The organism is Enterobacter cloacae complex sp. IR5401, assembly GCF_049238425.1.
In the GTDB taxonomy this organism is placed as follows: domain Bacteria; phylum Pseudomonadota; class Gammaproteobacteria; order Enterobacterales; family Enterobacteriaceae; genus Enterobacter; species Enterobacter hormaechei_C.
On the sequence record NZ_JBMKHN010000001.1, the window covers coordinates 561649 to 578337 of the forward strand.

Here is a 16689-nt window from a genome sequence, read left to right on the forward strand (position 1 = left end):
CGATTTAAATAAGCATACGCTTCTCTTCGACTTAAGAAAACTCTTAATTGGGCTGTGTTTACCATAGATTACAAATTTAAATATAGCCCAGAATAGAAAGAAGGTTACGAGATTGGTAATTATATAACATGTTGATTTAAAAGGGTGTAAAATCAATTTTGCTCATTTTTATCGTTTCAGGAAACGTTCTTTGGCGGGAAATTCTGTAAAAGTGATAAATCAGAAATAATATTTGCAAATATATCCTGTCGTATCAAATTTGAGCTAAATCAATTTTCACTCAATATACGGTTCTGTGATCGCGGCGCAAGATTGTGATCTGATAACGCGGGAAAATGAAACGATGTTTTACATTGTTTCATTATTTGAGGTTTATGATGGCTAACGTTGCGGTGCTGCTGGCACCTGGTTTTGAAGAAGCAGAAGCGATTATCACTATTGATATTCTGCGGCGTTTACAGATTGAGGTGGAGACGCTGGCCTGCGCGGAGTCCCGTGCGGTAGTGAGTTACCATAATATCCCCATGGTGGCTGACAGTACGTTAACGGAGCGCATTAATAGGCTGTATGACGCGGTCGTGTTGCCCGGTGGGCCGCAGGGGAGCGTCAATCTTGCTGCTAACCAGGAGGTGATCCGCTTTGTTTCCGCGCATGACGAGCACGGCAAACTTATCTGCCCGATCTGCTCTGCGGCCGCGCGGGTGCTGGGCGGTAACGGGCTACTGAAGGGGCGCCGCTACGTCTGTTCCGGCGATCTGTGGCAGAGCGTTGATGATGGAGTATATGTAGATGCGCCGGTCGTGGAGGATAATAACCTCATCAGCGGCAAGGGGCTGGGGCACGCTTTTGACTTTGCGCTGACGCTCTCTGCTCGTTTGTTGGGTGTCGACGCCCCCGTGCGCGATCATGCTGAACACATCTATTACCGCTGGTAAATTTTCTGCCGGACGCTAAGGCGTCCGGCTTACAGGGATTTCTTAGCTGACCTTATGGATAATCCTGCTTAACTCCTTTCCATTTGTAGGACAATTACGTCCTTTTTTATGTCATTTTTCGCTGAATTTATGTACGCAATTACTGTAATTCTGCGGTGTGATGTCGCTCTCTTATGGATGATTAATTTCCCGCTAAAACTATCTCCAGCAATAACGCTTATAACAAGGTAAGCGCTAATGCCTTGTTTTAAGTCTGATTAAATAAGTTGTTCGCCATTATTCCCTACAGATAAGAATGCTTAAGCTGGAGTTTACCATGCACAAATTTACTAAAGCGCTGGCGGCCATCGGCCTGGCTGCCGTTATGTCACAATCCGCTATCGCTGAAAATTTAAAGCTCGGTTTTCTGGTTAAACAGCCTGAAGAACCGTGGTTCCAAACCGAATGGAAATTTGCTGATAAAGCCGGAAAAGATTTGGGATTTGAGGTAATTAAAATCGCCGTACCTGACGGTGAGAAAACGTTGAACGCCATTGATAGCCTGGCGGCCAGCGGTGCGAAAGGTTTCGTTATCTGTACGCCGGATCCAAAACTGGGGTCAGCGATTGCCGCGAAAGCGCGCGGTTACGACATGAAAGTGATTGCGGTGGACGATCAGTTCGTGAATGCCAAAGGCAAACCGATGGATACCGTTCCGCTGGTAATGATGGCGGCCACTAAAATCGGTGAGCGTCAGGGCCAGGAGCTCTATAAAGAGATGCAAAAACGCGGCTGGGATGTCAAAGAGACTGCCGTGATGGCGATTACCGCAGACGAGCTGGACACCGCCCGTCGTCGTACCACCGGGTCCATGGACGCCCTGAAAGCGGCTGGCTTCCCGGAAAAACAGATCTACAAAGTCCCGACCAAATCCAACGATATTCCGGGCGCCTTTGATGCGGCAAACTCCATGCTCGTCCAGCATCCGGAAGTGAAGCACTGGCTGGTGGTGGGGATGAACGACAACACCGTACTGGGCGGCGTGCGTGCAACGGAAGGCCAGGGCTTTAAAGCACCGGACGTGATCGGGATCGGCATTAACGGCGTTGACGCCGTGAGCGAACTGTCTAAAGCGCAGGCGACCGGCTTCTATGGCTCACTGCTGCCAAGCCCGGATGTCCACGGCTATAAATCCAGCGAAATGCTCTACAACTGGGTGACCAAAGGGGCTGAACCGCCGAAATTCACTGAAGTGACCGATGTGGTGCTGATCACCCGCGATAACTTCAAAGAGGAGCTGGCGAAAAAAGGACTGGGCGGTAAGTAATACGCTGTGATTGCGCCCCTCCCTCACCGTGAGGGGCCAGACGTACACACTACAGGAATCACGGAGTCGTTATGCAACAGTCTGATCCGTATCTCTCTTTCCGCGGCATCGGTAAAACTTTCCCCGGTGTAAACGCGCTGACCGATATCAGCTTCGACTGCTATGCCGGCCAGGTTCACGCCCTGATGGGGGAGAATGGCGCGGGAAAATCCACGCTGCTAAAAATTCTCAGCGGCAACTACACGCCCACCACCGGCACGCTGGCTATTCGCGGCGAAGAGGTGGCCTTTGCCGACACCACGGCAGCGTTAAATGCGGGCGTCGCCATCATCTATCAGGAGCTGCATCTCATTCCTGAAATGACCGTGGCGGAGAACATCTATCTGGGCCAGCTTCCGCATAAAAGCGGCGTGGTCAACCGCTCGCTGCTCAATTATGAAGCGGGCTTGCAGCTCAAGCACCTTGGGCTGGATGTCGATCCGCAAACGCCCCTTAAGTATCTCTCCATCGGCCAGTGGCAGATGGTGGAAATTGCCAAAGCGCTGGCGCGTAACGCCAAAATTATCGCCTTCGATGAGCCAACCAGCTCGCTCTCGGCGCGTGAAATAGAAAATCTCTTTCGCGTGATCCGCGAGCTGCGCAAAGAGGGCCGCATCATTCTGTACGTTTCTCACCGTATTGAAGAGATTTTTGCCTTAAGCGATGCCATCACCGTGTTTAAAGATGGACGCTACGTGCGCACCTTCACCGATATGCAGCAGGTTAATCACGATCAGCTGGTGCAGGCGATGGTCGGACGCGATCTGGGTGACATTTACCACTGGAAACCGCGCGAGTATGGCCCGGAGCGTCTGCGTCTGGATAACGTCAAAGCCCCAGGCGTGCGCACGCCCATTTCACTCTCGGTGCGCAGCGGCGAAATCGTCGGGCTGTTTGGCCTTGTGGGGGCAGGGCGCAGCGAGCTGATGAAAGGGTTGTTTGGCGGGACGCGCATAACCCAGGGCCAGGTTTTCGTCGACGGGAAAAAGGTCGATATTCAGAAGCCTGCGCAGGCGATTAACGCGGGGATTATGCTCTGCCCGGAGGATCGAAAGGCAGAGGGCATTATTCCGGTGCACTCGGTGCGCGACAACATCAACATCTCTGCCCGGCGCAAGTTCATCCGCGCGGGATGTCTGATTAACGACGGCTGGGAGGCGAGCAACGCGGATCACCATATCCGTTCGCTGAACATTAAAACCCCCGGCGCTGAACAGCTGATCATGAACCTGTCCGGCGGTAACCAGCAAAAAGCCATTCTGGGGCGCTGGCTGTCGGAAGATATGAAGGTCATTTTGCTGGATGAACCAACGCGCGGTATTGACGTGGGGGCGAAACACGAAATCTATAACGTCATCTATGAACTGGCAAAACGTGGTGTGGCGGTCCTGTTCGCCTCCAGCGATCTGCCCGAGGTGCTGGGCGTCGCCGACCGCATTGTAGTGATGCGTGAAGGCGAAATTGCCGGTGAATTGCTGCATGAACAGGCGAATGAACAACAGGCGTTGAGTCTCGCCATGCCTAAAGTTAGCCAGGCTGTCGCCTGAGTAAGGAGTCAATGATGTCCTCTGTTACTACATCCGGAGCGCCGAAGTCGGCTTTCAGTTTTGGCCGCATCTGGGACCAGTACGGCATGCTGGTGGTCTTTGCTGCCCTCTTCGTCGCCTGCGCGATTTTTGTGCCGAACTTCGCCACGTTCATCAATATGAAGGGGCTGGGGCTGGCTATCTCCATGTCCGGCATGGTGGCCTGCGGAATGCTGTTCTGCCTGGCCTCCGGTGATTTTGACCTGTCGGTCGCCTCGGTGATTGCCTGTGCAGGCGTCACCACTGCCGTGGTGATCAACATGACCGAAAGCCTGTGGATCGGCGTGCTGGCCGGGCTGCTGCTCGGCGTGTTGAGCGGCCTGGTGAACGGGTTTGTCATTGCGCGCCTGAAGATTAACGCCCTGATTACGACGCTGGCGACCATGCAAATCGTGCGCGGTCTGGCCTATATCATCTCCGACGGCAAAGCGGTCGGGATCGAAGACGAGCGTTTCTTCACGCTGGGCTATGCCAACTGGCTGGGGCTGCCTGCGCCAATCTGGCTGACGGTAGGCTGTTTGATCCTGTTCGGTTTCCTGCTCAACCGCACCACCTTTGGCCGAAATACCCTGGCGATTGGCGGCAATGAAGAGGCGGCGCGTCTGGCGGGTGTCCCGGTCGTACGGACCAAGATCATTATCTTCGTGCTTTCCGGGCTGGTATCGGCGGCGGCGGGGATTATTCTGGCGTCGCGCATGACCAGCGGCCAGCCTATGACCTCCATTGGTTATGAGCTGATCGTCATCTCAGCCTGCGTTTTGGGGGGCGTTTCCCTCAAGGGCGGCATCGGAAAAATCTCATATGTGGTGGCGGGGATCCTGATTCTGGGGACCGTAGAGAACGCCATGAACCTGCTCAATATTTCTCCGTTCTCTCAGTACGTCGTACGCGGCCTGATCCTGCTGGCAGCGGTGATCTTCGACCGTTACAAGCAAAAAGCGAAGCGTACCGTCTGATTTATTTTTAGCCACTAACCTGCTCAACTATTAACCATAGTTGACCCCCTGACCGGCCCGCCAGTTTTGTTGACGGGCCGGTTGCTAAATGGCGAGCACCGTCACACTGTCTATACTTACATGGCTGTTTTGTTCACTGTAAGGAGGATTAGGGTGGCTGACTTGTTAACCGCACCGCCTGTACTGCCCGGAAAATTTGCTTTCTTTTTTGACCTCGACGGGACGCTCGCCGGGATTGAACCGCATCCGGATGACGTTGTTGTACCGGACACGGTGTTAGAGAATTTGCAGCAGCTCTCCCGACAGAACGAGGGGGCACTGGCATTGATTTCAGGGCGCTCAATGGCCGAGCTGGACGTGCTCGCCAGTCCTTATCACTTTCCGCTGGCCGGTGTGCACGGAGCGGAGCGCCGCGATATCCATGATCAACTGCATATAGTTTCACTCCCCGACACGCTGATTCAGGCGCTGCATGCGCAACTCTCTTCGGCTCTGGAAATGCTTCCCGGTACGGAACTGGAAGCCAAAGGCATGGCTTTTGCGCTGCACTACCGTCAGGCGCCCCATCATGAGGCGGCGATATTTTCGATAGCAAGAAGCGTGGCCGAAGCCCATCCGGAGCTGGCGTTACAGCCGGGTAAATGTGTGGTCGAGATTAAACCGGCAGGAATTAACAAAGGCGCTGCCATTGCAGCGTTTATGGCGGAAGCGCCGTTCAAAGGGCGTACGCCAGTCTTTTTTGGGGATGACCTGACCGACGAGGCCGGGTTCAGGGTGGTAAACCAGGCCCAGGGCATGTCTGTCAAGGTTGGATCTGGTGAAACCATTGCCGGATGGCGGCTGGAAAATGTCGCCAGCGTCTGGCAGTGGATATCTGACGTCGCTAACCAGCAACAACAACAAATAGCGCAAAACAACGGGAGAAATCATTATGGGTCGCTTAGTCGTCGTCTCTAATCGCATCGCACCGCCGGATGATAAAAAAGCCAGTGCCGGTGGCCTGGCGGTCGGGGTATTAGGTGCCCTCAAAGCCGCGGGTGGTCTCTGGTTTGGCTGGAGCGGGGAAATCAGTAATGAAGAAAAACCGCTAAAAAAGGTGTCACGGGGCAATATCACGTGGGCCTCCTTCGCCCTTAGCGAGAAGGACTATGATGAATATTATTCCGAGTTCTCAAACGCCGTGCTGTGGCCAGCGTTTCACTATCGTCTGGATCTGGTGAAATTCCAGCGTGAATCCTATGAAGGCTACATGCGCGTCAACGCGCTGCTGGCAGATAAACTACTGCCGCTGATCGAAGAAGACGATATTTTATGGATCCACGATTATCATCTGCTGCCCTTCGCCAGGGAGTTGCGGAAACGGGGTGTGAATAACCGAATCGGTTTCTTCCTGCATATTCCGTTCCCGACCCCGGAGATCTTTACGGCGCTGCCGCAGCACGAGGAGATCCTGGAGGCGCTGTCAGATTACGACCTGCTCGGTTTCCAGACGGAAAATGACAGGCTGGCCTTCCTCGACAGCGTGTCGGGCAAAACCCGGCTGGTCACTCACGGCGGTAAATCTCATACTGCGTGGGGACGAAATTTCCATACCGAAGTCTACCCAATCGGTATTGAGCCAGACGAAATTGCCGAGCAGGCCTCCGGTCCGCTGCCGCCGAAGCTTGCCCAGCTCAAGGACGAACTCAAGCACGTTAAGAATATCTTTTCGGTTGAACGACTGGATTATTCCAAAGGGTTGCCGGAGCGATTCCTCGCCTATGAAACCCTGCTGGATAAATTCCCGCAGCATCATGGCAAGATCCGCTACACCCAGATAGCGCCGACCTCGCGCGGTGAGGTTCAGGCCTACCAGGATATTCGTCACCAGCTTGAGACCGAAGCAGGGCGCATCAACGGGCGCTATGGCCAGCTCGGCTGGACTCCACTTTTCTATCTGAATCAGCATTTTGAGCGCAAAATCCTGATGAAAGTGTTCCGCTATGCGGACGTCGGGCTGGTCACGCCGCTGCGCGACGGGATGAATCTGGTGGCAAAAGAGTATGTCGCAGCACAAGATCCTGCTGACCCGGGCGTGCTGGTGCTGTCCCAATTTGCCGGTGCGGCAAACGAGTTAACCTCAGCGCTGATTGTGAACCCTTACGATCGCGATGACGTGGCAAATGCCCTGAATCGCGCGTTAACCATGCCGCTTGCGGAACGCATTTCACGTCATTCGGAAATGATGGAGACCATCGTCAAGAATGATATCAACCGCTGGCAGGCGCGTTTTATTGACGATTTGCGCGCGATCCAGCCGCAAAGTCAGGAAGGTGATCTGCAAAAAAAGATCGCGACCTTCCCTAAACTCGCCTGATTTCCTTCGGGGGCATTAATTGCCCCCGAGAGGCACCAGCAGGACATCCACCTGGCTTGACGAAACGATGGATTTTGCCGAGCATGCCGCCCGGGAAAAAAAGCTCTGGTTATGATTTCCGCAAATGACCAGGTCAATATTCTGTTTCCGACAAATGTCGAGAATATGTTCACTTAATTCCCCGGTGGCTATCACCGTCTGATGGACAGGATAGTTTGCCCGCTCAACCAGCTCGCGCAGAAATTGCTGCGTTTCTTCCTGAAGAACCTCACGAATATCTTCCAGCATAGGCGCTGCCAGTTGGTTATACATTTCGGGTTCAGCTGCCAGGGTGATCAGACTTATGCGGGCGTTGTTCGGGCGGGCAATGGAAACGGCACGGGCGACGAGTTGATGACTTTCTGGGGAAACCGCAACAGAAACAAGAAGATGAGAGTAACTCATCACACACTCCTTTTATGTCAGAATGACACGTTTCTCAAGCTTTACCGCGAATCTGCCGCTTCTGCAAGAGGTACATGCGACAATAGTGTGAACCTTATCATAATTATTCATTAATTATTCTTATAAGAAGAATAACGAAATGGCGGCGCTAAATGAAAGTAATTAACAACTTAACGTAAATCACACATTTAGCCTTCCGTGCTGTTAAATCGCGTTAACCGATCGTCAACGCAAGCGTGATGCTGACCCCTGGAAGCTCCTGTCTCGAATTGAAAGCTTAACCTGCTGTTTTTACTTAATTAACTCTGGCTGTTCCCTGACGTTCGCGCCCGTTCAGACGCGGAAGGGCAGCGCTTCTCCGACATAGCAATTTTCATACCCGATCCACTCATCCCTCTGCATGAGTATTCGTTCCATAAGAATATAACCAAGCTTCGGTTGCTCAATAAATAGTCAAATTACAAGTCACGCTGATGGATTTATGGGTTACATTCGCGTAAATTATGTGACGAAGATCACATTTTTTTTAAATTCCAGGGGGGGCTGCATTGTATGTGTCAAAACTGACGAGTAGAGTTTGCGTCGAATTAGGAAAAATCTTAGTTATTTGTAAGAAAAGATAAAATGTGTAACCGACATTTTGGCCATGTTAACCGGTCACGCGCTTTACGACGTACAAACCTAAATTCAACTATGCATTTGGCCTTTTCTTTTTATACCGGGTGATTTCCCGGCGACATCACGGGGTGCGGTCTTTCCGCATAAAAATAATAGTTGGTTATTCGGGATGGGAAAAATGCATACATCCGAGTTGCTAAAACATATTTATGACATCAATTTGTCGTATTTATTGCTCGCGCAGCGTTTGATTAGTCAGGACAAACCGTCAGCGATGTTTCGTCTGGGTGTTAACGAAGAGATGGCAACCATGCTGGGTGGATTAACCCTCCCGCAAATGGTCAAGCTGGCTGAAACCAATCAACTTGTCTGCCAGTTCCGTTTTGATAACCCGCAGACCATTACGCGTCTGACTCAGGAATCTCGCGTGGACGATCTGCAACAAATCCACACCGGTATTCTTCTCTCCACCCGTCTGCTCAACGAAATCAGCCAGCCTGATGACGTAGCCCGGAAGAAAAGGGCTTAACAATGAGCGAAAAAAGCATTGTTCAGGAAGCCCGTGATATCCAGCTGGCAATGGAACTCATCACGCTGGGCGCGCGTTTACAAATGCTGGAAAGCGAGACGCAGTTGAGCCGTGGTCGTCTGATCAAGCTGTACAAAGAACTGCGTGGTAGCCCGCCGCCAAAAGGCATGCTGCCGTTTTCCACTGACTGGTTCATGACCTGGGAGCAGAACATTCATGCTTCCATGTTCTGTAACGCCTGGCAGTACCTGCTTAAAACGGGGTTATGCAGCGGCGTTGATGCCGTGATCAAAGCCTACAAACTTTACCTTGAGCAATGCCCGCAGCAGGAAGAGGGACCTCTGCTGGCGCTGACCCGCGCCTGGACGCTGGTGCGTTTTGTTGAAAGCGGCATGCTTGAATTGTCGCGCTGCAACTGCTGTGACGGCAATTTTATTACCCACGCGCATCAGCCTGCGGGCAGCTTCGCCTGTAGTTTGTGCCAGCCTCCATCCCGAGCCGTAAAAAGACGTAAACTTTCCCGGGATGCTGCCGATATTATTCCACAACTGCTGGATGAACAGATCGAACACGCTGTTTAACCCGAACCTGTGGGCAAGATTCCAGCAGCGGTAAGCGATTACCGCTGCTTTTTTTTACCCTGCGTTCAGGTCTCGCGCTCGAAATGAACGTCCTGCCATAGTCACTAGCGGAAGGATGATGTCGTGCTTATCTTATTAGGTTACCTGGTAGTTCTCGGTACAGTTTTCGGCGGTTACATGATGACCGGCGGGCACCTTGGAGCACTCTATCAACCGGCTGAACTTGTCATCATCGGCGGTGCAGGGGTAGGGGCTTTTATCGTTGGTAACAACGGTAAATCGATCAAGGGCACGCTGAAGGCGATTCCGCTGCTGTTTCGTCGCTCGAAATACACCAAAAGCATGTATATGGATCTGCTGGCGCTGCTCTATCGCCTGATGGCGAAGTCACGTCAGCAGGGGATGTTCTCGCTGGAGCGGGACATCGAAAACCCGAAAGAGAGCGAAATTTTCGCCAGCTACCCGCGTATTCTGGCCGACGCGATGATGCTCGATTTTATCGTCGATTACCTGCGCCTGATCATCAGCGGCAACATGAACACCTTCGAAATTGAAGCCCTGATGGACGAAGAGATTGAAACCCATGAGAGCGAATCCGAAGTGCCGGCCAACAGCCTGGCGCTGGTGGGCGACTCGCTTCCGGCGTTCGGCATCGTGGCGGCGGTAATGGGCGTGGTACATGCTCTGGCCTCGGCGGATCGCCCGGCGGCTGAGCTGGGCGCGCTGATTGCCCACGCGATGGTGGGGACGTTCCTCGGTATTTTACTGGCCTACGGCTTTATCTCCCCGCTGGCGAGCGTGCTGCGCCAGAAGAGCGCCGAAACCACCAAAATGATGCAGTGCGTGAAAATTACGCTGCTCTCAAACCTCAACGGTTATGCTCCGCCGATCGCCGTCGAATTTGGTCGTAAGACGCTCTACTCCAGCGAACGTCCGTCGTTTATCGAACTGGAAGAGCACGTGCGCGCGGTGAAAAACCCCAACCAACAGACGACAACTGAGGACGCATGAAAAACCAGTCCCATCCGATCGTCATCGTAAAAAAGCGCAAGCATAAGGGGCACGGGCACGGTTCTCACGGCTCCTGGAAGATCGCGTACGCCGACTTTATGACCGCCATGATGGCGTTCTTCCTGGTGATGTGGCTGATCTCCATCTCCAGCCCGAAAGAGCTTATCCAGATTGCGGAATATTTCAGGACGCCGCTGGCGACGGCGGTCACCGGCGGGCCGCGCATTTCGAATAGCGACAGCCCGATCCCCGGCGGCGGTGACGATTACACCCAGCAGCAGGGCGAAGTGAAAAAACAGCCTAACATCGACGAGCTGAAAAAACGGATGGAGCAGGCGCGCCTGAAAAAACTGCGCGGTGACCTGGATCAGCTGATTGAAGCGGACCCCAAGCTGCGTGCGCTGCGTCCGCATCTGAAAATTGACCTGGTACAGGAAGGGCTGCGTATTCAGATCATCGACAGCCAGAACCGGCCGATGTTTAAAACCGGCAGCGCCGATGTCGAGCCCTACATGCGCGATATTCTGCGTGCGATTGCACCGGTACTGAACGGTATTCCTAACCGCATTAGCCTGTCCGGACACACGGATGATTTCCCGTACGCCACGGGAGAGAAAGGATACAGCAACTGGGAGCTTTCTGCCGATCGCGCCAACGCCTCGCGTCGCGAGCTGGTGGCGGGTGGGCTTGATGATGGCAAGGTCCTGCGCGTGGTCGGCATGGCTGCAACCATGCGCCTTACCGACCGCGGACCGGATGACGCCATCAACCGTCGTATCAGTCTTTTAGTGCTGAACCAGCAGGCGGAGCAGGCCATCCTGCATGAAAACGCCGAAAGTCAGAATGAGTCACTGGACGATTTAAAACAGCCTGGGGCCGTCCCTTCGGCTGCCGTTCCAACATCGCCACCAGCCAATCCGAGGTGATAGCGTGAGCATGGATATTACCGATTTTTACCAGACATTTTTTGATGAAGCCGACGAATTGTTGGCCGATATGGAGCAACATTTGCTGGATCTGGTGCCCGAGGCGCCGGACTCAGAACAGCTCAATGCCATCTTCCGTGCGGCGCATTCCATTAAAGGCGGAGCCGGAACGTTTGGATTTACCATTTTGCAGGAAACCACCCATTTAATGGAAAACCTGCTGGATGAAGCACGACGCGGTGAGATGCAGCTCAATACCGACATTATCAACCTGTTTTTGGAAACGAAAGATATTATGCAGGAACAGCTCGACGCCTATAAAAGTTCGGCAGAGCCTGATGCCGCCAGCTTTGAATACATCTGCAACGCGCTGCGTCAGTTAGCGCTGGAAGCCAAAGGTGAGGCGTCTGCGCCCGCTGTCCCTGCGGCAAAACTGAGCGTTGTTGACGCCGTGGCCGAACCCGCTACGGCGCCTGACGCGCCCGCAGGAAAACTGCGCGTGGTGCTGTCACGTCTGAAGGAGAACGAGGTCAACCTGCTGGAAGAGGAGCTGGGGAACCTGGCGACGCTCAGCAACGTGGTGAAGGGCAAAGACAGCCTGGCCGCGACGCTTGACGGCGGGATCGGTCAGGATGACATCGTGGCAGTGCTCTGCTTCGTCATTGAAGCGGATCAGATTGCGTTTGAAACCGAGGCGGCGGCCGTTGAAGCGCCAGCTCCGGCAGAGAATACCCCTGCGGTAGTTGCCGCTGCCCCGGCACTGAAAGCCGTGCCAAAAGAGACGGCTGCCCCGGCCCGCGGTGAAAAACCGGCGGCGCGTTCCAGCGAGTCCACGAGCATTCGCGTGGCGGTGGAGAAAGTGGATCAGCTAATCAACCTGGTGGGTGAACTGGTGATCACCCAGTCGATGCTGGCCCAGCGTTCCAACGAGCTGGACCCGGTGACTCACGGCGATCTCATCACCAGCATGGGCCAGTTACAACGTAACGCCCGCGATTTGCAGGAATCGGTGATGTCCATCCGCATGATGCCGATGGAATATGTCTTCAGCCGCTTCCCGCGCCTGGTGCGCGACCTGGCCGGCAAGCTCAACAAACAGATCGAACTCACGCTGATGGGCAGCTCCACCGAGCTGGACAAGAGCCTGATCGAACGCATTATCGACCCGTTAACGCACCTGGTGCGTAACAGCCTCGACCACGGCATCGAGCTGCCGGAAAATCGCGTGGCAGCCGGAAAATCGCCCGTGGGCAACCTGATCCTGTCAGCGGAACATCAGGGCGGCAACATCTGCATCGAAGTGACCGATGACGGCGCGGGCCTGAACCGCGAGCGCATTCTGGCGAAGGCGATCTCGCAGGGAATGGCGGTCAACGAAAACATGACGGACGAAGAAGTGGGCATGCTGATTTTTGCCCCGGGCTTCTCAACCGCAGAGCAGGTCACCGACGTTTCCGGCCGTGGCGTGGGCATGGACGTGGTGAAACGTAACATTCAGGAGATGGGCGGTCACGTTGAGATCCAGTCTAAGCAGGGTGCAGGCACCACGATTCGTATCCTGCTGCCGCTGACGCTGGCCATTCTTGACGGCATGTCCGTTAAAGTGGCGGACGAAGTCTTTATTCTGCCGCTGAACGCGGTGATGGAGTCCCTCCAGCCGCGTGAAGAAGATCTGCATCCGCTGGCGGGCGGGGAGCGCGTGCTCGAAGTACGCGGCGAGTATCTGCCGCTGGTGGAACTGTGGAAAGTGTTCGAAGTGGACGGGGCAAAAACCGAGGCCACGCAGGGTATCGTTGTGATCCTGCAAAGCGCCGGACGCCGCTACGCGCTGCTGGTTGATCAGCTGATTGGTCAGCATCAGGTGGTGGTTAAGAACCTGGAAAGCAACTACCGCAAAGTGCCGGGGATCTCTGCTGCCACCATCCTGGGTGATGGTAGCGTCGCGCTGATCGTCGATGTATCGGCACTTCAGGGATTAAATCGTGAACAACGTGTGGCGAACACAGCCGCCTGATTAAGTAAAAGGTAATAACATGACCGGTATGAGTAACGTAACGAAACTGGCGGGCGAGCCATCGGGGCAGGAATTCCTGGTTTTCACTTTAGGTGATGAAGAGTACGGTATCGACATCCTGAAAGTGCAGGAAATTCGTGGTTACGACCAGGTAACGCGCATTGCGAACACGCCAGCGTTTATCAAGGGTGTGACCAACCTGCGCGGTGTGATTGTGCCTATCGTGGACCTGCGCGTAAAGTTCAGCCAGGGCGATGTGGAGTACAACGATAACACGGTGGTGATCGTCCTGAATCTGGGGCAGCGCGTGGTGGGGATCGTGGTGGATGGCGTGTCTGATGTACTGTCGCTGACCGCAGATCAAATCCGTCCTGCGCCGGAGTTTGCGGTCACGCTGTCGACGGAATACCTGACGGGGTTGGGTGCGCTCGGCGAGCGTATGCTAATTCTGGTGAATATTGAGAAGCTGCTGAACAGTGAAGAGATGGCGCTGCTGGATATTGCGGCGAATCATGTAGCATAAAATGAAGCCGGGTAAGCGTCAGCGCCACCCGGCTCTTTTGTATCCTTACGCCTCCTGCTCCACCAGCTCTGCCTCCGCTTCCCGCGCCCCTTCATTCTGCGACAGCATCGCTGTCGCAATCCCGTTCCCCAGCACGTTAATGGCGGACCGTCCCATATCCAGGAAATGATCAATCCCCATCAGCAGCAGGATCCCGGCCACCGGAATGTTAAAGCTCGGAATGGTTGCCGCCAGCACCACCAGCGACGAGCGCGGTACACCCGCAATGCCTTTCGAGGCCAGCATCAGCGTTAACATCAGCACCGTCACCTCGGTGAAACTCAGGTGAATGTTGTACGCCTGGGCGATAAACATTGAGGCGAACGAGCAGTACACCATGGAGCCGACCAGGTTAAACGAGTAGCCGATCGGCAGGACGAAAGAGGCGATATTCCGTGAACAGCCGAAGCGCGCTAACTGCTCCAGCGTTTTCGGGTATGCCGCTTCAGAGCTGCTGGTGGTAAACGCGACCAGCACCGGATCTTTCAGCATCGCCACCAGACGAAAAATCTCTTTTTTCAGCACCATGTAACCTACCGCCAGCAATACCAGACAGGTCAGAAGGATCGCCACATAGTAACCGCCAATAAACGAGGCATAGTTCAGCAAAATGCCCAGCCCCTGGGTGGCAATGACGGACGAAATTGCGGCAAAAATGGCCAGCGGCGCAACGTACATCACGTAGCCCGTCACCTTCAGCATAATGTGGGAGACCACATCCAGCGCCGCGACCAGCGGGGCGTTGAATTTTTGGCCCAGTGACGCGCCGCCAATGCCGAAGAACATCGAGAAGACCACAATTTGCAGGATCTCATTGTTCGCCATCGCGCCGGCAATGCTGGTTGGAATGGTGTGTGACAGGAAGGCTTTCAGCGACATCCCACTAACGGCCAGGCCGGTATCAACCGTCTCTGTGGGGATGCTCAGGTTCAGACCGCTGCCGGGTTGTTCAAGGGTAACAATAAACAGCCCCACCAGAATGGAAAGCACGGATGAGCTGATAAACCACACCATCGCTTTACCCCCGACGCGCCCAATCGTCGACGTTTCACCCAGCTTCATAATGCCCACCGTCAGGGTGCTGAACACCAGCGGGGCAATCACCATCTTAATCAGCCGCAGGAAAATATCGGTCAGTAGCGTAATGTTCTCCGACCAGGCCTGTATCGCGTCGGACGAAGCATACTCATGGATCGCCGCACCTGAAAGAATACCCGCCAGCATGAAAATCACGATGAAGAGCGTGAGTTTGTTTGCACTTGCCACAAAAAGATCCTCTATGCGCTAAAAGAGTTTCCTGCGTCGATGCATACAAAATTTTTATTTAAGCGCAGGAAAATATTCGAGGCATAAATTGAAGTAAAGCTGCGTGAGTTACAACTTGTTTTTAATTTTTATGAAATTCGTTGTTTTTATCATAACGATATATTGTGATGCAGATCACATTACACGCGATATATCCTCATATTAAGCAAGAATAATGCCCGTTTTATTTTGCTAACTCTTTGTAATGTTTGTTAATAGTCTGTTAATTGGGGGCGGGTGTCTCACCTTCGTTGAAAGTGGTTGAAGCGTGAACCATAAACTAAATTCTCAGTAACCGCGCCGGGGAATGTTTAAGCGGGGCTAACATACTGAACAGTATGAATAAAATATGGCAAGCGGACCATTATTTCTTCTGGAGGGTGGTAAATGAAAAGAAAACTTCTTTTTATCTGCGCGGGTACACTGCTGACGGCGGCGACTGTCGGTCAGGCGCTGGCAGTCACCAGTAGCGGTACTATCGGGGCGACGCTGACGTTGACGAACGGTTGTTTGATCAACGGCTCGCCAACGCAAAACGGCATTAACTTCGGGACACTCGATTTCGGGACCCATCCTGCGACATTCTCCACCCTGACAACCCAGTTAACCGGGGCCAGCGGCGGAAATACCTTTACCATTCAATGTACCACTGCCAGTTACACGGTGGCGATCACCGGCAACACCAACGCGACCGCACCCGGAACCGTTGTCGGCACCCCCGGCACACCCGCCCGATATCTGGTGAACACCGCCAATGCGGCACAGGGCGTGGCATACAGCCTCTATAGCGACAGCGGGTACAACAACGTGATTGCTAACAACGCCGCGTTGCCCGTAGCTTCCACAGCGGGCGGGGTGAACAGCTATACCCTCTACGGGCGCATAACGGGCGGCGGCAATAGCGTAACGGTTGTACCGGGAACCTATACCGACACGATTAACGTCAGCGTCACCTACTGATTCAGCCATGAAGGCATTGTGTTTATGTCTGCGCGAAAGCGCAGAGGGCGTCGTGCACCCTTTTTGGCCCTGATCGTCGGGCTGATGATGATCTGCGACGCCAGGGCGGTGACATCCCAGTCCTTCAGGGTGAGCGCGACGGTAGTACCAGGATGCTCGGTGAGTACCGGCACGGGCGGGCGCTTTGGGACGCTGGATTTTGGAACCCGCAATGGCGTGGACAACACGCCGGTCAGCACCAGCTTTGTCGCCGACGGCGCGTTGTCCATCGCCTGCACACCGGGTGTGGCGCTAAGTATGAGCATTAACGGCGGTCAGAATTATAGCTCTGTGAGGCGGATGACGCGTTCAGGCGGGACAGAGGTGGTCGGTTACCGGCTCTACAGCAGCAGCTCACTGGCCGCGAACAGTGAAATTGGCGTTAACCAGGCCATACCGATTACCTATACCAACAGCAATAACATCGCGTTGCCTCTTTTTGGCGTCGCGCTCCTGACGGGGTTTAGCCTGCCGGGAACATATTCAGATCAACTCACCGTGACCTTGTCATGGTAGGAAAGG

16 protein-coding genes are annotated in these 16689 nt (G+C 54.0%); 14 read left to right on the top strand and 2 right to left on the bottom strand.

Features of this window, described 5'->3' with window-relative positions:
• The first annotated feature begins 377 nt into the window (after positions 1-377).
• From ACOTX1_RS02610 to otsA, 6 genes are all read left to right on the top strand, one after another.
• Positions 378-935 carry a DJ-1/PfpI family protein gene (locus ACOTX1_RS02610; protein ID WP_023314363.1) on the top strand — a complete coding sequence of 186 codons (558 nt, stop codon included), beginning with the start codon at positions 378-380 and terminating at the stop codon, positions 933-935.
• Positions 936-1251: 316 nt separating this feature from the next.
• Positions 1252-2241: an arabinose ABC transporter substrate-binding protein AraF gene (araF, locus tag ACOTX1_RS02615; RefSeq protein WP_003859687.1), complete on the top strand. Its 990-nt coding sequence runs from the start codon at positions 1252-1254 to the stop codon at positions 2239-2241.
• Between the two features lie 71 nt (positions 2242-2312).
• Positions 2313-3827, top strand: coding sequence for an L-arabinose ABC transporter ATP-binding protein AraG (gene araG, locus ACOTX1_RS02620; protein WP_023314362.1), 1515 nt, complete (start codon positions 2313-2315; stop codon positions 3825-3827).
• Positions 3828-3841: 14 nt separating this feature from the next.
• Positions 3842-4822: an arabinose ABC transporter permease AraH gene (gene araH / locus ACOTX1_RS02625; protein WP_003859689.1), complete on the top strand. Its 981-nt coding sequence runs from the start codon at positions 3842-3844 to the stop codon at positions 4820-4822.
• Between the two features lie 153 nt (positions 4823-4975).
• On the top strand, positions 4976-5779 hold the full coding sequence (gene otsB, locus ACOTX1_RS02630) for a trehalose-phosphatase (protein ID WP_023314361.1): 804 nt from the start codon (positions 4976-4978) through the stop codon (positions 5777-5779).
• Positions 5754-7178, top strand: coding sequence for an alpha,alpha-trehalose-phosphate synthase (gene otsA / locus ACOTX1_RS02635; RefSeq protein ID WP_003859691.1), 1425 nt, complete (start codon positions 5754-5756; stop codon positions 7176-7178). Before otsB ends, otsA begins: the two co-directional genes overlap by 26 nt.
• A 15-nt stretch (positions 7179-7193) precedes the next feature.
• Here otsA and uspC read toward each other — a convergent pair whose 3' ends face one another.
• The gene (uspC, locus tag ACOTX1_RS02640; protein ID WP_003859692.1) at positions 7194-7622 is read right to left on the bottom strand and encodes a universal stress protein UspC; all 429 of its coding nucleotides are present in this window, start codon (positions 7620-7622) and stop codon (positions 7194-7196) included.
• 796 nt (positions 7623-8418) lie between these two features.
• Between uspC and flhD the strand changes: the two genes are divergently transcribed.
• The 6 genes from flhD (at position 8419) to cheW (ending at position 13824) form a co-directional block, all read left to right on the top strand.
• A complete protein-coding gene (gene flhD / locus ACOTX1_RS02645) occupies positions 8419-8769 on the top strand; it encodes a flagellar transcriptional regulator FlhD (RefSeq protein ID WP_003859693.1) in 351 nt (116 codons plus the stop codon).
• Between the two features lie 2 nt (positions 8770-8771).
• The gene (gene flhC / locus ACOTX1_RS02650) at positions 8772-9350 is read left to right on the top strand and encodes a flagellar transcriptional regulator FlhC (RefSeq protein WP_003859695.1); all 579 of its coding nucleotides are present in this window, start codon (positions 8772-8774) and stop codon (positions 9348-9350) included.
• A 123-nt stretch (positions 9351-9473) separates the two neighbouring features.
• Entirely contained in the window at positions 9474-10361 is an 888-nt protein-coding gene (motA, locus tag ACOTX1_RS02655; RefSeq protein ID WP_003859696.1) for a flagellar motor stator protein MotA, read from the top strand.
• Positions 10358-11287, top strand: a complete 930-nt coding sequence (motB, locus tag ACOTX1_RS02660) for a flagellar motor protein MotB (RefSeq protein WP_003859697.1) — start codon at positions 10358-10360, stop codon at positions 11285-11287. The genes motA and motB overlap by 4 nt, the downstream gene beginning before the upstream one ends.
• Positions 11288-11291: 4 nt before the next feature.
• Positions 11292-13301, top strand: coding sequence for a chemotaxis protein CheA (gene cheA, locus ACOTX1_RS02665; RefSeq protein ID WP_003859698.1), 2010 nt, complete (start codon positions 11292-11294; stop codon positions 13299-13301).
• Between the two features lie 19 nt (positions 13302-13320).
• Positions 13321-13824 carry a chemotaxis protein CheW gene (gene cheW, locus ACOTX1_RS02670; protein WP_003859699.1) on the top strand — a complete coding sequence of 168 codons (504 nt, stop codon included), beginning with the start codon at positions 13321-13323 and terminating at the stop codon, positions 13822-13824.
• 45 nt (positions 13825-13869) lie between these two features.
• On the opposite strand, the gene ACOTX1_RS02675 is transcribed toward cheW, so the two are convergent.
• Positions 13870-15129, bottom strand: coding sequence for a dicarboxylate/amino acid:cation symporter (locus ACOTX1_RS02675; RefSeq protein ID WP_003859700.1), 1260 nt, complete (start codon positions 15127-15129; stop codon positions 13870-13872).
• Between the two features lie 426 nt (positions 15130-15555).
• Between ACOTX1_RS02675 and ACOTX1_RS02680 the strand changes: the two genes are divergently transcribed.
• Positions 15556-16128: a Csu type fimbrial protein gene (locus tag ACOTX1_RS02680; protein WP_003859701.1), complete on the top strand. Its 573-nt coding sequence runs from the start codon at positions 15556-15558 to the stop codon at positions 16126-16128.
• An 84-nt stretch (positions 16129-16212) separates the two neighbouring features.
• A complete protein-coding gene (locus tag ACOTX1_RS02685; RefSeq protein WP_395240929.1) occupies positions 16213-16683 on the top strand; it encodes a Csu type fimbrial protein in 471 nt (156 codons plus the stop codon).
• Positions 16684-16689 lie beyond the last annotated feature (6 nt).

Bases quoted from the DNA above. Each gene is read 5' to 3' on its own strand.
- araH (WP_003859689.1), top strand. From the start codon at position 3,842: ATGTCCTCTGTTACTACATCCGGAGCGCCGAAGTCGGCTTTCAGTTTT.
- otsA (WP_003859691.1), top strand. From the start codon at position 5,754: ATGGGTCGCTTAGTCGTCGTCTCTAATCGCATCGCACCGCCGGATGAT.
- araF (WP_003859687.1), top strand. From the start codon at position 1,252: ATGCACAAATTTACTAAAGCGCTGGCGGCCATCGGCCTGGCTGCCGTT.
- motB (WP_003859697.1), top strand. From the start codon at position 10,358: ATGAAAAACCAGTCCCATCCGATCGTCATCGTAAAAAAGCGCAAGCAT.
- ACOTX1_RS02685 (WP_395240929.1), top strand. From the start codon at position 16,213: ATGATGATCTGCGACGCCAGGGCGGTGACATCCCAGTCCTTCAGGGTG.
- flhD (WP_003859693.1), top strand. From the start codon at position 8,419: ATGCATACATCCGAGTTGCTAAAACATATTTATGACATCAATTTGTCG.
- uspC (WP_003859692.1), bottom strand. From the start codon at position 7,622: ATGAGTTACTCTCATCTTCTTGTTTCTGTTGCGGTTTCCCCAGAAAGT.
- ACOTX1_RS02680 (WP_003859701.1), top strand. From the start codon at position 15,556: ATGAAAAGAAAACTTCTTTTTATCTGCGCGGGTACACTGCTGACGGCG.
- cheW (WP_003859699.1), top strand. From the start codon at position 13,321: ATGACCGGTATGAGTAACGTAACGAAACTGGCGGGCGAGCCATCGGGG.
- ACOTX1_RS02610 (WP_023314363.1), top strand. From the start codon at position 378: ATGGCTAACGTTGCGGTGCTGCTGGCACCTGGTTTTGAAGAAGCAGAA.
- flhC (WP_003859695.1), top strand. From the start codon at position 8,772: ATGAGCGAAAAAAGCATTGTTCAGGAAGCCCGTGATATCCAGCTGGCA.
- araG (WP_023314362.1), top strand. From the start codon at position 2,313: ATGCAACAGTCTGATCCGTATCTCTCTTTCCGCGGCATCGGTAAAACT.